Annotated in this window: 13 protein-coding genes; 11 read left to right on the top strand and 2 right to left on the bottom strand. The window is 37.1% G+C overall.

Translation table 11 applies throughout. The features are described 5' to 3' along the window. Positions 1–12: 12 nt before the first annotated feature. Entirely contained in the window at positions 13–591 is a 579-nt protein-coding gene (locus IEV69_RS09830; protein WP_188441967.1) for a PhnA domain-containing protein, read from the bottom strand. Between the two features lie 151 nt (positions 592–742). On the opposite strand from IEV69_RS09830, the gene IEV69_RS09825 reads away from it, so the two are divergent. The 4 genes from IEV69_RS09825 to IEV69_RS09810 all read left to right on the top strand — a co-directional run bounded on the left by IEV69_RS09825 (position 743) and on the right by IEV69_RS09810 (position 4,643). Further along, the gene (locus tag IEV69_RS09825) at positions 743–1,111 is read left to right on the top strand and encodes a BlaI/MecI/CopY family transcriptional regulator (RefSeq protein ID WP_188441965.1); all 369 of its coding nucleotides are present in this window, start codon (positions 743–745) and stop codon (positions 1,109–1,111) included. Continuing rightward, positions 1,111–2,448, top strand: coding sequence for a M56 family metallopeptidase (locus IEV69_RS09820; protein WP_229741420.1), 1,338 nt, complete (start codon positions 1,111–1,113; stop codon positions 2,446–2,448). The genes IEV69_RS09825 and IEV69_RS09820 overlap by 1 nt, the downstream gene beginning before the upstream one ends. Positions 2,449–2,563: 115 nt before the next feature. Next, complete coding sequence (locus tag IEV69_RS09815; protein ID WP_188441961.1) at positions 2,564–3,667, top strand: DUF4407 domain-containing protein; 1,104 nt, start codon at positions 2,564–2,566, stop codon at positions 3,665–3,667. 145 nt (positions 3,668–3,812) lie between these two features. Beyond that, positions 3,813–4,643 (top strand): helix-turn-helix domain-containing protein, encoded by an 831-nt coding sequence (locus IEV69_RS09810; protein WP_188441959.1) that lies wholly within the window; start codon positions 3,813–3,815, stop codon positions 4,641–4,643. On the opposite strand, the gene IEV69_RS09805 is transcribed toward IEV69_RS09810, so the two are convergent. Then, positions 4,609–4,968: a YraN family protein gene (locus tag IEV69_RS09805; RefSeq protein WP_188441956.1), complete on the bottom strand. Its 360-nt coding sequence runs from the start codon at positions 4,966–4,968 to the stop codon at positions 4,609–4,611. The genes IEV69_RS09810 and IEV69_RS09805 overlap by 35 nt on opposite strands. Positions 4,969–5,114: 146 nt before the next feature. Between IEV69_RS09805 and uvrC the strand changes: the two genes are divergently transcribed. The 7 genes from uvrC (at position 5,115) to IEV69_RS09770 (ending at position 14,576) form a co-directional block, all read left to right on the top strand. Beyond that, positions 5,115–6,911: an excinuclease ABC subunit UvrC gene (gene uvrC / locus IEV69_RS09800; protein WP_188441954.1), complete on the top strand. Its 1,797-nt coding sequence runs from the start codon at positions 5,115–5,117 to the stop codon at positions 6,909–6,911. Next, positions 6,908–9,136 (top strand): patatin-like phospholipase family protein, encoded by a 2,229-nt coding sequence (locus IEV69_RS09795; RefSeq protein WP_188441952.1) that lies wholly within the window; start codon positions 6,908–6,910, stop codon positions 9,134–9,136. Before uvrC ends, IEV69_RS09795 begins: the two co-directional genes overlap by 4 nt. A gap of 59 nt (positions 9,137–9,195) precedes the next feature. Beyond that, on the top strand, positions 9,196–10,356 hold the full coding sequence (locus tag IEV69_RS09790; protein WP_188441950.1) for a homogentisate 1,2-dioxygenase: 1,161 nt from the start codon (positions 9,196–9,198) through the stop codon (positions 10,354–10,356). A 27-nt stretch (positions 10,357–10,383) separates the two neighbouring features. Next, positions 10,384–11,544, top strand: coding sequence for a 4-hydroxyphenylpyruvate dioxygenase (gene hppD / locus IEV69_RS09785; RefSeq protein ID WP_188441948.1), 1,161 nt, complete (start codon positions 10,384–10,386; stop codon positions 11,542–11,544). Positions 11,545–11,622: 78 nt separating this feature from the next. Further along, complete coding sequence (locus tag IEV69_RS09780) at positions 11,623–12,396, top strand: DUF3108 domain-containing protein (protein WP_188441946.1); 774 nt, start codon at positions 11,623–11,625, stop codon at positions 12,394–12,396. Positions 12,397–12,399: 3 nt separating this feature from the next. Further along, complete coding sequence (locus IEV69_RS09775; RefSeq protein ID WP_188441944.1) at positions 12,400–13,338, top strand: tryptophan 2,3-dioxygenase family protein; 939 nt, start codon at positions 12,400–12,402, stop codon at positions 13,336–13,338. An 11-nt stretch (positions 13,339–13,349) separates the two neighbouring features. Next, entirely contained in the window at positions 13,350–14,576 is a 1,227-nt protein-coding gene (locus IEV69_RS09770; RefSeq protein ID WP_188441942.1) for a peptidoglycan DD-metalloendopeptidase family protein, read from the top strand. The last annotated feature ends 225 nt before the right edge of the window (positions 14,577–14,801 follow it).

The raw sequence follows: 14,801 nt of genomic DNA, 5'->3' as shown, positions 1-14,801 counted from the left end.
TACATCTTTAACTCACACCTTCTTCACAAACTTAGTCAGTATCACAATCTGTTGTCCTTCCACTTTGCCTTCAATTTGTTCAGCATTGTCGTACACTAAAGAAATGCGTCTTACAGCTGTACCCCGTTTAGCTGTTAAAGAAGAGCCTTTTACATCCAGATCTTTGATTAAAACCACCGTGTCTCCGGCTTCCAGAACAGCGCCATTGCTATCCCTGTGAATAATTTTATCCCCTGAAGCAAGATCGTCTCCATCTGCTTTTGCCCAGGCCAGGGTTTCTTCATCGAGATACATCATATCGAGTAAATCCTGCGGCCAGCCTTCGGCTTTGAGACGGTTTAGCATGCGCCATGAAAACACTTGTACTGCCGGCACAGTACTCCACATACTGTCGTTTAAGCTCCGCCAGTGGTTAGGGTCTATGGTTTCGGGGTTTTCTATTTGGCTTAAACAGGTTTCACAAAGCAATACATTGGTTTCGGCTATATCGCCTGGTGAATTGGGCAGGTTATAACTTTTGAGGTTTTCAGTGGCGTTACAGATTTCGCAGCTTGAGCCGCTTCTTTCCATGAGTTGTTGTTCGGTGAGCATATAAAATAATTTTTGGCAAATGTAATGATTTTATCAACCCTCTCATCAGGGTTTAAAACCCTGAGAGGGGGTTGCATTGAAAAATATTTACTTCTATGTTTGTAGAATCAAATATTTATTCTACATTTGTAGAGTAATAAATTATGTACCCATGCAATTATCCAAAGCCGAAGAACAACTTATGCAGCTTTTGTGGAAACAAAAACGCGCTTTTATGAAAGACCTTATTGACGCTTCCCCCGAGCCCAAACCTGCCAGCACCACCGTGGCCACACTTTTAAAACGAATGCAGGACAAGGGTTTTGTGGATTATGTACAGGAAGGCCGCTCACGTGAATATTTTCCGTTGATTAAAAAGAAAGACTATTTTTCAAAACAGGTCAACGGAATGATCAAAAGCTTCTTTAACGACGACACGGCACAGTTTGCTTCCTTTTTTACGCAAGAAACCAACCTCAGTAAGAAAGAACTTGAGGAACTCAGAATGATAATAGATTCAGAAATTAAAAAGAAAAAATAATGGAAATGTATTTAGTAAAATCAGCTGTGATACTGACCGTTTTGTATGGTTTTTATAAACTCGTTTTGGAAAACGAAAGCATGCACGTATTCAAACGGTTTTATTTGCTGGGTTCTTTGCCGGCGGCTTTTTTGATTCCTTTGGTCACCTTTACAAGTTATGTGGAGGTGCCCGTAAGTTCAGCTCCTGTATTTGTCAATAATTCCCTTCCTATGGCTGTGCCAGAGGCTTCTGTTAATCTTTGGCCTTTTGTTTTATGGGGTTTTTATGCTTTGGGAGTGGTGTTTTTCAGTATAAAATTTGGAAAAAACCTCAACCAGCTGATTTCAAAAATCAAGAACAATCCAAAGTTCACACGCGATTCCATCAATCATATATTATTAAAAACCCCAGTAGTCCCTCATACGTTTTTAAACTATGTTTTCCTCAACAAACAAAAATTTGAAGCAAAGGAAATCCCTGAAGAAGTGATTGCACACGAGCACGTTCATGCCAAACAAAAACACAGCATCGATATCCTGCTTGTCGAACTTTTACAGATTGTATTTTGGTTCAACCCGTTGCTGTATTTTATAAAAAGGAGCATCAAGCTCAACCACGAATTCTTAGCAGACCGCGCCGTTTTAAACCGGGGGACAGACACGGCTGCCTATCAAAATATTTTACTGGCATTCTCATCACATGCCACCACGCCAAGCTTGGCAAACTCCATCAATTATTCATTCATCAAAAAACGATTTACAGTTATGAAAAAACAAACATCCACACAAGTCATCTGGCTGCGAAGCCTTTTATTAGTACCTATACTGGCTATTTTATTGTATGGTTTCAGTACCAGAGAGGTGATTCAAAAAGAAGTTCTTACTGAGCAAACACAAACAGAATTTCAACAAGATAAAGCTACCAAAGCCGAAGTTGAAGAATACAATAAATTGGCAAAAAAGTATAACAGTATGTCCAAGGATAATATGAGGATAATTAGTGCTGAAATTGACAGAATGACGGTTATTTATAACAAGATGACGCCAATGCAAAAAGAAAATGGGGAACCCTTTCCAAATTTCCTTCCACCTCCGCCAGCACCACCTGCGCCTGATGCGCCTGATGCGCCAAAAGTTGGAAAAAATCCACCATTGCCTCCCCTGCCGGCACCACCACCACCGGCACCTTTGAATGACCCCATAGAATACATCAAAGCCTTACATAAAAGTGGTGCGGTTTTCTTTATTGGCCCACACCAATACAATTATGAAAGAGTACTTGAAATGGCAAAAAAAACAACTGATTTAAATATAGATATTAGCCAATACCCCAAAGTAAATTTATTAGGTTGCTGATCTGTAAACAATTCAAGAGAAATCTGATAACCCTTTTGAGATTAAAATCACCTGTTAAGACAACATTTCCCTATAAAAGAGCGTTTTAGTAGTTCATCAATCAAAAATCATCAGTATGCTAAAACGCTTTTTTATTTTCTGCTCCGGGGCAGATACAAACATTCTCAACTCCTGTTCTCCCGGTGAACAAATCAAATATGCCGGTATAGGCGCCACTGTCTTCTTTACTGCCGTGATGGCTTTTATCGCTGCTTCCTATGCGCTTTACACTGTTTTTGACAATTACATATCCGCCATTGCCTTTGGGCTGGTTTGGGGCTTGCTTATTTTTAACCTCGACCGTTTTATCGTTTCGACCATAAAGAAGAAAGACAACTTTAAAAGCGAACTCCTGCAGGCTTCCCCGCGTATCTTGCTTGCCGTGATCATTGCCATTGTCATTGCCAAACCTATGGAATTGAAAATATTTGAAAAGGAAATCAATCAGGTGTTGCTGGAGCGAAAAAATGATTTAACCCTTGCAAACCAGGAGCAAATTGCCACCCAATTCACGCCAAAAGTCACTGCGCTTGACGCGGAAATTGCTACTTTAAAAAATGAAATTGCTATCAAAGAAACCGAAGTAAACGCCCTTTACAATACCTACATTTCAGAAGCCGAAGGTACCGCAGGTACCCAAAAATTAGGGAAAGGTCCCGTATATAAAGAAAAGCGTGAAAAACACGACGCTGAACTTGCCGCCCTGCAGGAATTGAAAGCGGCCAACACTGAAAAAATCGAACAGGCCGAAAACCAAATCCTGCTTTTGAGTGAGGAATACAACACCAAAGTTTCAGAAAGTCAGCCCGTCATCGATGGTTTTGACGGACTGATGGCACGGGTGGATGCGCTCAACAGCCTGCCGTTGTTACCATCGCTTTTTATCATGCTCTTGTTTTTAGCCATTGAAACCGCGCCCATCATTGCCAAATTGCTTTCACCAAAAGGCGCTTATGACCTGAAACTCGAGGAAGAAGAAAACGCCCTGCAAACCTGGGTCGCCCAGCAAATGCATCAGCGCAAAGCCGTGCTGCAAACCGATACCGAAGTCAATAACCGCGTGTATGCAGACATCGCCGAAGAGCAGGAACTCTATGAATACAAACGCAAAAAAGCACGGGAATTACTGCAACTTCAGGCGGACGCTTTTTATAACAAACAGAAGAGTGTTTTGGGGTAAATTTGAATCTTTAATAATTAGAGTTTACCGCTACATCAAAGCTTTTGCCGTGCAATGTCGGGTGAATGTCGGGTGAAATACTTTCTTAATAATTGCAGTTTGAGGTGTACATTTGTAGTATTGTGGTATCAATCAATTACGCAAAATGATGAAACAGCCCGAATTAGGACAAAAAATCCTTGATTTACGAAAAAAGAAAGGACTCACCCAGGAAGACCTGGTGGAAAAATGCAACATCAATGTGCGCACGATTCAGCGCATAGAAGCCGGTGAGGTTTCGCCAAGACCCTATACTATAAAAGCCATTCTTGCAGCGCTGGATTATGATTTTGAAGCCATGAACCAACCCTCTCAGTCAATGTTGAATATAAATCAGCTTTTGATAGCTCCCGAAAAAGTCAATTACACAATCAAAACATTAACCATTGCTTGTGTATTTGGGGGTCTTTACTTTTTACTCGGTTTCCCGGAATTTTATGCAGACTGGTCAAGGATGACTGAAACTGAAATTCCCTACCCTGCATCTATTTATATCCTATTAAAAGTTTTTATACTAATCTCTGTAGAATTTTTTATAAAAGGATTTTGGGTACTGGGAGTTGAACTACAAAACACTTTATTGAAATTTTCGTCATTGGTGCTGATTGTGTTTTCAGCACTCATTTATATCTACGACATTACTTCCATTTTTATAGAAATCATTCCCGTGGAATATTTTATGAGCGGCATGTCGATGAGTTTTGGAGCTATTGGGATTTTGTTTGGAATTGGCATACTAAAACTCAAAGATCAACTGGGCAATACGGCTTTAGTGACCGGTATTGTTGAAATCATTACAGCCCTTTTATTTTTTTCAGTTTTTCTGGCATGGCTAGGGTATATTTTGATGATTCCTTTGATATTGCTTGAAATTATTTTGCTTTATAAAGCAATGGAACTGATTAAAAATGATAAAACGCATCCTCATAATGCGTAATCAGTTCGGTGGTTTTATTTTTTAAAACAGCGATGATGTCAAAGCGGGTTTCGAGTTCAATATCATTTGCTTCCAGGTATGCATTCATCGCTTTCACGATTTGTTTGATTTTTCCTGGAGTAACAAAACTCTGAGGGTCGCCAAAAAAGTCTGAGTTTCTTGTTTTGACTTCTACACAAATTATAAAATCATCTTTTTGAGCAATGATATCCACCTCAGCGTGGTCATATCTGAAATTGCGATCTAAAATTGTATAGCCTTTTGCAAGCAGATGTTGAGCTGCTAACTCTTCCCCAATGTTGCCTAATTCGTTGTGTGATGCCATTCTTTAAAAATTCCAAAATAAAAATCCCAAATTCCAATTGGCATGGACAAAATACAAAAATTTTAATTGTGTGGTAACATTTTGATTTTCTGAAAATCTCATATCTAATATCTCACGTCTAACATCTATTTTCTACCTTTACACTGATGGAAAAAACGGCTTTAGAAATTCAGATTTCAACTCTTCCCAACAGCCCCGGGGTGTATCAATATTATGATAAGAACGGGAAAATCCTGTATGTAGGTAAAGCCAAAAACTTAAAAAAACGGGTAAGCTCTTATTTCAATAAAAACCACGACAATGCCCGCACTCGTCTGCTGGTGAAAAAAATCAATGAAATCAAACACATCGTGGTAGATTCTGAGACTGACGCCTTGTTACTTGAAAACAACTTCATCAAAAAATACCAACCCCGGTACAATGTGTTGTTGAAAGACGACAAATCCTACCCTTGGATTTGCATTAAAAATGAACGCTTTCCAAGAGTTTTCCCTACCCGAAGAATGATTAAAGACGGCTCAGAATATTTTGGTCCTTACACAAGTATGAAAACCGTGCAAACACTCCTTGATTTAATCAAAGGCTTGTATCCTTTAAGAACCTGCAACTATGATCTTTCACAGGATAAAATCAATGCCGGGAAATATAAGGTTTGCCTGGAGTATCACATTGGTAATTGCCTGGCTCCCTGTGAAAATAAGCAAAGTGAAAAAGACTATCACGAAAACATCGAAGCCATAAGGCAGATTGTAAAAGGAAATTTCAAAGACTCATTGCAACGTTTTAGAAAACAAATGAAACGATATGCTGAAAATTTGCACTTTGAAGACGCCCAACGACTCAAAGAAAAAATTGAAATCCTTGAAAATTATCAGTCTAAATCAACCATCGTCAACCCAAAAATCAATAATGTAGATGTGTTCTCTATTGTGTCTGACGAAAGTTATGGATATGTCAACTTTTTACAAATTTCATTTGGTAGTATCATCAGGTCACACACTTTGGAAATCAAGAAAAAACTAGATGAAACCGATAAAGAATTACTCGAACTTGCTATCATTGAAATAAGACAGCGTTTTCAATCTCAATCCAAAGAAATTTATGTACCTTTTGAAGTGGAGATGGGAGAAAATATCAAAGTTCATGTCCCCCAATTGGGTGATAAAAAAAGTATTTTAGAATTATCTGTACGCAATGCGAAATATTACCGGATGGAACGGTTTAAACAAATTAAGATAACCGATCCCAACCGCCATGAAAATCGCATTATGGCTCAAATGAAAAAAGACTTAAGACTGTCTGAGGAACCCCGACATATTGAGTGTTTTGACAATTCAAATATACAAGGCAGCAATCCCGTGGCGGCTTGTGTAGTTTTCAAAAATGGAAAACCCAGTAAGAAAGATTATAGAAAATATAACATAAAAACTGTAACAGGACCCGATGATTTTGCGTCTATGGAAGAAGTGGTTTACAGACGTTATAAAAGATTGCTGGAAGAGAAGCAACCATTACCACAACTAATCATCATAGATGGAGGGAAGGGACAGTTAAATTCAGCATTAAAAAGCCTTGAGAAATTGGGCTTACGCGGAAAAATTGCTATCGTAGGAATTGCAAAAAGACTGGAAGAATTGTTTTTTCCGAACGATTCAATTCCTTTATATTTAGATAAAAAATCGGAAACCCTGAAAATCATTCAGCAGTTACGGAATGAGGCTCACCGGTTTGGAATCACATTCCACCGAAATAAAAGAAGCAATGAAGCGTTAAAAACCGAAATGGAATCCATCCCCGGAATCGGAGAGAAAACAATCATTGATCTTTTGAAACATTTTAAAAGTGCCAAACGAATAGCCGGAGCTTCTTATAAAGAACTAGCTGAAATAATAGGTAACAAAAGGGCTCAAAAAGTAATAGCCCATTATAAATCATTAAAATGAAACGTGTTCTAACACTTATTTTATTAGTATTTTCTCTAACTTTTTCTTCTGCTCAGCAACAGGAAGATGTGAAAGTGGGGCTAGTATTGAGTGGTGGTGGCGCCAAAGGTCTTGCTCATATTGGTGTACTTGAAGAAATAGAAAAAGCAGGGGTTCGGATAGATTATATTGGCGGCACAAGTATGGGAGCAATTATTGGAGGTTTGTATGCCGCCGGCTATACAGCAAAAGAGCTGGATTCGATTTTTAAAGTTATTGATTTTGACGAGTTGATTCAAGACAACCTTCCAAGAGCAGCTAAAACTTTTTATGAAAAAAACGACTCAGAAAAGTATGCCATTTCTTTACCTTTTGATGGGTTTAAAATTTCATTTCCCACTTCACTTTCAAAAGGGCAAAACCTTTTCAATTTACTTTCAAAACTCACTGAGCACGTTAGTGATGTAGATGATTTTTCAATGCTCCCAACTCCTTTTTTCTGTATAGCCACTAACGTTGAAACAGGCGCCTCTGTTATGCTTAATAAAGGTTATTTACCACAAGCTATGTCAGCAAGTGGCGCGTTGCCATCCTTATTCAGTCCCTTAGAAATCAATGGGCAATTATTGATTGACGGTGGTGTTACCAATAATTACCCTATACAAGAAGTTAAAAAAATGGGCGCTGATGTCATTATTGGTATTGATGTTCAAGACAGTTTACTTACGCGCGAAGGTTTAAAATCAGCTATTGACGTGTTGGTTCAAATAAACAACTACAGAACCATCAAAGACATGAAAACAAAAAGTAAATTAACAGATATCTATATCCACCCTGATATCAAAAATTTTTCTGTAATTTCATTTGATAAAGGAAATGAAATCATTGAGGCGGGAAGAAAAGAAGCAAAACTTTATAGTGAAGAACTGAAGGCGCTTGCAGCCAGACAGATATCAACTGAAAGAAAAATTGTAAAAAAACCGAAATCAGATAGCCTAAAAATTGATGATGTAGATATTTCCGGGAATAAAAACTACACCCGTGCTTATATTTTAGGTAAATTGAAGCTAAAAACACCCATAAACACTACTTATCAAAAATTTAGTGAAGGAATTAATAACCTGACCGCCACCGGAAATTTCAATCAGATTAATTATTTTTTGAAAGAAAACCAGGATGAAGAAAACATACTAGAGTTACAACTATCTGAAACCAAGTCACGCACACTATTAAGGCTTGGTATTCACTATGATGATTTATACAAAAGTGCAGCTCTGATTAATATTACCCAAAAACGTTTGTTGCAGAAAAATGATATTGCATCATTAGATTTGATTTTGGGAGACAATATTAGGTATAACTTTAACTATTACATTGACAAAGGCTTTTACTGGAGTGTGGGTGTGAGATCAAGGTATAATAATTTTAAAAAAAATGTGCCTTTTGAGTTGTTTCCACCTGAAATTGTTGACGGGATAAATTCTGTAGCAAATATTGAAGTAAGACATGAAGACTTCACCAATCAGTTTTATGTTCAAACCTTGTTCCAACAAATTTTTTCTTTGGGTTTAGGTGCAGAACATAAATATTTACTTTTTAAGTCAAATACACTTCAAAATACCAATCAAAATAATAACGGAATTTTTGAAGACACAAATTATTACAGTGCTTATGGGTACTTAGTACTTGATTCAAGAGACAATAAATATTTTCCAAAAAAAGGGATTTTATTTGATGGTAACTTTAATTTTTATGCATTTGCAACCGGCTTAAATGACTCCTCTTTTGATCAATTTTCAATAGCAAAAGCCACCATTGGATATACATTCAGTCCCTTTTCAAATTTATCATTGAGCTTAACTTCAGAAGGTGGTTTTAAGATTGGAGGAGAAGGCACCAGCACACTTGACTTTTTTGTAGGAGGGTATGGTTTTCAACCTGTCAATAATTTTATCCACATGTATGGTTATGATGCATTCAGCTTCAGAGGTGATACGTTTCTAAAATCTACTTTGCGAATGGATTATCAGTTTTATAAAAAAACATACGTATCTGCGGTAGCAAATATTGCTAATGTTGGTGATAAACTTTTTGAATCAACAGCCTGGATAGACAGTATCCCCCACAGAGGCTATGCTCTTGGTCTTGCGTCAGAAAGTTTTATAGGTCCCATTGAAGTTTTTTATTCCTACTCTACCGAAATAAAACAAAGCAACTGGTATGTAAGTTTGGGCTTTTGGTTTTAGTGAAATCTTAATAAAATTCTATTATTTTTTTCCGATATTTGTTAGCAAAACAACTCTTTATGCCGTTCTATCATAAATTAGGAAAAATACCTCCAAAAAGACATACTCAATTCAGAAAACCCAACGGTGAGCTTTATTACGAACAACTGTTTGGAACTATCGGTTTTGACGGAATGTATTCAAACATGTATCACATTCACCGGCCTACCCAGGTAAAAGAAATAAAAAAACAATACAGCGCTGCTCCTAAAATTGTCAATCCAAACAACTTGCAGTCCTATAAATTGTTTGGATTTGATGTCAAACCTGAAATGGATTATCTGGAAAGCCGAAAAATTGTTATGACAAACAGCGATTGTCATATCACCCTGGCGGCCCCACAAAATAAAACACAAGATTATTTTTATAAAAATACAGATGCAGACGAGCTGTTTTTTGTGCATAAAGGCTCAGGAAAACTTCGAACCTTTTTAGGAAACCTGGACTTCAAATACGGCGATTATCTTTTAATTCCGCGTGGAATAATCTACAAAATAGATTTTGACACAGACGATAACCGTTTGTTTATAGTGGAGTCCAGAAGACCCATTTACACACCCAAAAGATACAGAAACTGGTTTGGTCAATTACTGGAACATTCTCCTTTCTGTGAAAGAGACCTCAGGAAGCCGGAAGAGCTTGAAAATTATGACGAAAAAGGAGCATTTTTAATTAAGGTTAAAAAAAGAGACGAGCTATTTGAGATGGTCTATGCTACACACCCTTTTGATGTGGTGGGTTATGATGGTTATAATTTTCCATATGCCTTTTCCATTCACGATTTTGAACCGATAACAGGGCGTATCCATCAACCACCACCGGTGCATCAAACATTTGAAACCGACGCTTTTGTGGTTTGCTCTTTTGTTCCAAGACTCTATGATTACCACCCTCAATCAATTCCGGCCCCATACAATCACAGCAATATAGACAGCGATGAGGTCTTGTATTATGTTGATGGTGATTTTATGAGCAGAACAGGAGTAAAACCGGGTAATATTTCATTGCACCCTGCAGGAATACCACACGGCCCACATCCGGGAACTTATGAAGGAAGTATCGGTAAAAAAGAAACTAAAGAACTCGCTGTAATGGTTGACACCTTTAAACCTTTGATGCTTACCGATGAAGCCATGAAAATTGCAGACGAAACCTATTACCAATCCTGGTTGGAAAAATAAAAAACTTAAAATAAAACAATACAAACCATGAGTAAAGAAATAAAATCAGTAGACTACGGTCTCGAAAAGATATTTGAAGGAGCACAAGATTTTTTACCCTTACTGGGAACAGATTATGTGGAATTTTATGTGGGCAATGCGAAACAATCAGCACATTACTATAAAACAGCTTTCGGATTTCAATCCTTTGCCTATTCAGGTCTGGAAACCGGAAACAGAGAGCGTGCTTCCTATGTGTTAAAACAAGATAAAATCAGATTGGTTCTTTCAACTCCATTATCCAGCGATTCTCCCATCAATAACCATTTAGCAAAACATGGAGATGGCGTTAAAGTAATCGCCCTCTGGGTAGAAGATGCAACTTCAGCCTTTGAAGAAACCACCAAGCGAGGTGCAAAACCATTTATGCAACCCACAATAGAAAAAGATGAGCACGGTGAAGTGGTGCGCTCAGGTATTTATACTTATGGAGAAACAGTTCACATCTTTGTGGAGCGAAAAAACTACAACGGTGTCTTTTTACCAGGTTATGTTGAATGGAAATCTGATTACAATCCTGAACCTGTTGGCTTAAAGTTCATTGACCATATGGTAGGAAATGTTGGTTGGGGCGAAATGAACCAATGGGTAAAATGGTATGAAGATGTAATGGGATTTGTGAATTTTCTGTCATTTGACGACAAACAAATACATACCGAATACTCAGCATTGATGAGCAAGGTAATGAGCAACGGAAACGGAAGAATTAAATTCCCAATAAACGAACCCGCAAAAGCTGCCAAAAAATCTCAAATCGAAGAGTATATTGACTTCTATGAAGGTGCAGGTGTACAGCATATAGCAGTAGCCACAGACGATATTATCAAAACAGTGGCGCAATTGAGAGCGCGGGGTGTTGAGTTTTTACCACCACCACCGCAAGCTTATTATGATGACATACCAAGAAGATTGGGCTCACACATGGAATTTATGAAAGAAGACATTAGTGAGTTGCAAAAGCTTTCCATTTTAGTAGATGCTGATGAGGAAGGCTATCTTCTGCAAATTTTTACAAAACCGGTCGAAGACAGACCGACCTTATTTTTTGAAATCATTCAGCGAATGGGTGCAAAAGGGTTTGGAGCCGGAAATTTCAAAGCACTTTTTGAATCTATCGAAAGAGAGCAAGCACTAAGAGGCACTTTATAAATAAATCACAAAAGGAACAATGTTATTTTAGTTTGGAATAACAATTGCATTGGACATTTAAACACTAAAAACTGCCCTATGAAATTACTGTTTAAAATAACATTGTTTCTTATTTCTATTAACCTAAGTGCTCAAAATAAAGCTTTTCAAGATGGCGAATGGTTTAAATTCAAAGTTTCCTATTCTGGTTTTTTAAGTGCCGGCTATGCAACCCTCAAAGTTGACAATGCCATTTTAAACGGCCAGGAAGTTTACCATGTAAAAGGATATGGTAAAAATACCGGTTTGTCAAGAATCTTTTTTAAAGTTGAAGATTTTTATGAAACTTATATGGATAAGAAAAAAGACATTCCATACAGGTTTGTAAGAGATATTAATGAAGGGGGACATACTCGGGACATCGTGGTCGACTTTGATCATAAAAACAACCTGGCGCTGGTGCACGACAGAAAAAAGAACACCAAAAACACTTTCTCATTTCCTGATGGAGTTCAGGATATGCTTTCAACATTTTATTATTTAAGAAACAATGTGAACACCCAAAATATTAAACCGGGTGAATATACCGATGTGAATATGTTTTATGGGGATGAAAGTTTCAAGTTTAGGTTAAAATTTTTGCGAAGAGAAGTAATAAAAACTAAATTTGGCAAAATTCAAACTTTGGTCTTTAGACCCTACGTTGAATCAGGTCGTGTTTTTAAAGAAAAAGAGAGTTTAACCGTTTGGATTTCAGATGACAACAATAAAATTCCTTTAAAAATTGTTGCTGACCTTGCCGTAGGTTCAATAGTAGCAGAACTAGACGAATATAAAGGCTTAAAACATTGGTTTAAAATTTTAGCAAATTAATAGATGAATCAGTCTCCCAAAACAAATGAACTAATTGAACAATTAGAAGATAAATTTTCCCGGATAGGTCAAGATTTAAATGTTCATTTGGAAGGTCTACTTCACGGAAAACCAATAACCTATTGGGATTACATTCAAACAGACGCCCTTTTAAATCTTCAAATACAACGCACTACACTTCCCGATGAAATGGTGTTCATTATGTACCACCAGATAAACGAGTTACTATTTAAAATGATCTTATGGGAAATTGAGCAAGTAGCTTATAATGAACGTCTGTCTGCCGATTTTTTCTCCTCAAAGTTAATGCGAATCAGTCGGTATTTTGACATGCTTACCTCATCATTCAATATAATGAGAGAAGGCATGGAGGCTGAACAGTATATGAAGTTTAGAACGACGCTTACTCCTGCCAGCGGATTTCAGAGTGCACAATACAGAAAAATTGAATTTGCATCTACAGAATTGATTAATTTAATAGACAATCGTTTCAGAAAAACCATTGACCGAAACACACCTTATATCCATGCTTTAGATCATTTATACTGGCAAGCTGCCGGAAAAGATTACAAAACCGGAAAAAAGTCTCAATTACTCAAAGCATTTGAAGAAAAATATAAAGTAGAATTTGTAGCCTTTACTGAAGAGTATAACAAAATAAACCTATACTCCAAATTTAAATCCCTCCCCGAAGAAGTTCAAAAAGACTCTAAGCTCATTAAAGCGATGCGTCATTATGATTATACCGTAAATATCACTTGGGTTATGGCTCATTATGATGCTGCAAACTATTACTTATCTGGCGGGGACCCAGAAAAGAAAGTTGAAGCAACCGGAGGAAGTGACTGGACAAAATACATGCATCCCAAATACCAAAAGAGAATTTTTTTCCCAAGTTTGTGGAGCAGTGAAGAAATTGAAACCTGGGGAACAAACCTTTAAATTTAACCAAATTGAAAAAAATTGCCTACCTGTTTTTAGTCTCACTTTTATTTATAAACTGTAAAAACGACACTATTGATGATGTTGAAATCAAAGAAATTGAAGAACCAAAAATTTACGAAGAATTTGGTTTTATATTAAATGATTACAATGTTGTGAAAGACACCATCAAAAAAGGGGAAACATTCGGATTTATTATGGATCGCCACGGAGTTTCACCCGCTCAGGTGTATGCAATTGTAAATACTGTTAAAGATACTATTGATGTAGCACTTTTAAGAGCTGGCAGGCCTTATACAATACTTAAATCAAAAGATTCACTTAGCAAAGCCGAAGTGTTTATTTATCAACCCACACGCATTGATTATACCGTAATCAAACTCAGTGACAGTATCATTACATATAATGAAAAATTACCAATTACTACCAAAAGAAAAACGGCTTCAGGAGTAATAACTTCATCTTTATCTCAAGCAATGTCTGACGAAGGATTGAGTCAGGCCCTGGTTCACGAACTCTCAAGTGTTTACCAATGGACAGTTGATTTCTTTAAACTCCAAAAAGGTGATAATTTTAAAATAATTTACAACGAAAATTATATTAATGACACTGTTTATGCCGGAATAGAAAGTGTTGAAGCCACTTTACTCAATCACAATGAACGCCCCTACTATGGATTCAAATACCTCACAGACAGCATTAGTGGATTGGCAGACTATTATGACGAAAAAGCAAATACGCTTAGAAGTTTCTTTTTAAGAGCCCCGTTAAACTATTCCAGAATCTCTTCCAGATTTACTAAACGACGCTTTCACCCTGTCCAAAAAAGATGGAAAGCACACTTAGGAACAGATTATGCTGCGCCTCACGGAACCCCTATTATGGCAACCGCAAACGGTGTAGTTGAACGCTCTGCTTACACTTCTGCAAATGGTAACTACGTGAAAGTTAAACACAACAATACCTACTCAACTCAGTATCTACACATGTCCAAAAGAGCAGTAAAAGCAGGGCAACGTGTAAAACAAGGAGAGATCATTGGTTATGTTGGAAGTACCGGGCTAGCTACCGGACCACACGTTTGCTATAGATTTTGGTACCATGGAAAACAAGTAGACCCCTATGCAATTAAACTCCCGGCAGCTGAACCAATCAAAGAAGAGCATAAGGATGCTTACTTCAAATTCATCAAAGACCTTAAAATTGAAATAGATTCCATTCCCAAAAAATCAATTTAGTTTTAATTTAAATTCTGCATTTATCTTATCATTTATGTTAAAAAACAACTTATTTATGTTCATAAATCTGTTGAAAACCTTTATACCTCTTTATATCAGCACATTATATTTAACCATATCTTTAACAAGCGTAATGGAAAAGCATGAAGTATTCTTAACATTTCGGTAAGGTACATTTTCACCATTATGCTTTTATTTGCAATAATTTTTAACTAACAAATTTCA

This window comes from Planktosalinus lacus (genome assembly GCF_014640155.1).
Taxonomy (GTDB): domain Bacteria; phylum Bacteroidota; class Bacteroidia; order Flavobacteriales; family Flavobacteriaceae; genus Planktosalinus; species Planktosalinus lacus.
The sequence above is the reverse complement of the archived record's forward strand: the minus strand, read 5'-3'. Positions and strand labels throughout refer to the sequence as shown.

Excerpts from the sequence above, each read along its gene's own strand:
- IEV69_RS09775 (WP_188441944.1), top strand. The coding sequence starts at position 12,400 with ATGAATCAGTCTCCCAAAACAAATGAACTAATTGAACAATTAGAAGAT.
- hppD (WP_188441948.1), top strand. The coding sequence starts at position 10,384 with ATGAGTAAAGAAATAAAATCAGTAGACTACGGTCTCGAAAAGATATTT.
- IEV69_RS09820 (WP_229741420.1), top strand. The coding sequence starts at position 1,111 with ATGGAAATGTATTTAGTAAAATCAGCTGTGATACTGACCGTTTTGTAT.
- IEV69_RS09805 (WP_188441956.1), bottom strand. The coding sequence starts at position 4,968 with ATGGCATCACACAACGAATTAGGCAACATTGGGGAAGAGTTAGCAGCT.
- IEV69_RS09830 (WP_188441967.1), bottom strand. The coding sequence starts at position 591 with ATGCTCACCGAACAACAACTCATGGAAAGAAGCGGCTCAAGCTGCGAA.
- IEV69_RS09810 (WP_188441959.1), top strand. The coding sequence starts at position 3,813 with ATGATGAAACAGCCCGAATTAGGACAAAAAATCCTTGATTTACGAAAA.
- uvrC (WP_188441954.1), top strand. The coding sequence starts at position 5,115 with ATGGAAAAAACGGCTTTAGAAATTCAGATTTCAACTCTTCCCAACAGC.
- IEV69_RS09795 (WP_188441952.1), top strand. The coding sequence starts at position 6,908 with ATGAAACGTGTTCTAACACTTATTTTATTAGTATTTTCTCTAACTTTT.
- IEV69_RS09815 (WP_188441961.1), top strand. The coding sequence starts at position 2,564 with ATGCTAAAACGCTTTTTTATTTTCTGCTCCGGGGCAGATACAAACATT.
- IEV69_RS09790 (WP_188441950.1), top strand. The coding sequence starts at position 9,196 with ATGCCGTTCTATCATAAATTAGGAAAAATACCTCCAAAAAGACATACT.
- IEV69_RS09825 (WP_188441965.1), top strand. The coding sequence starts at position 743 with ATGCAATTATCCAAAGCCGAAGAACAACTTATGCAGCTTTTGTGGAAA.
- IEV69_RS09780 (WP_188441946.1), top strand. The coding sequence starts at position 11,623 with ATGAAATTACTGTTTAAAATAACATTGTTTCTTATTTCTATTAACCTA.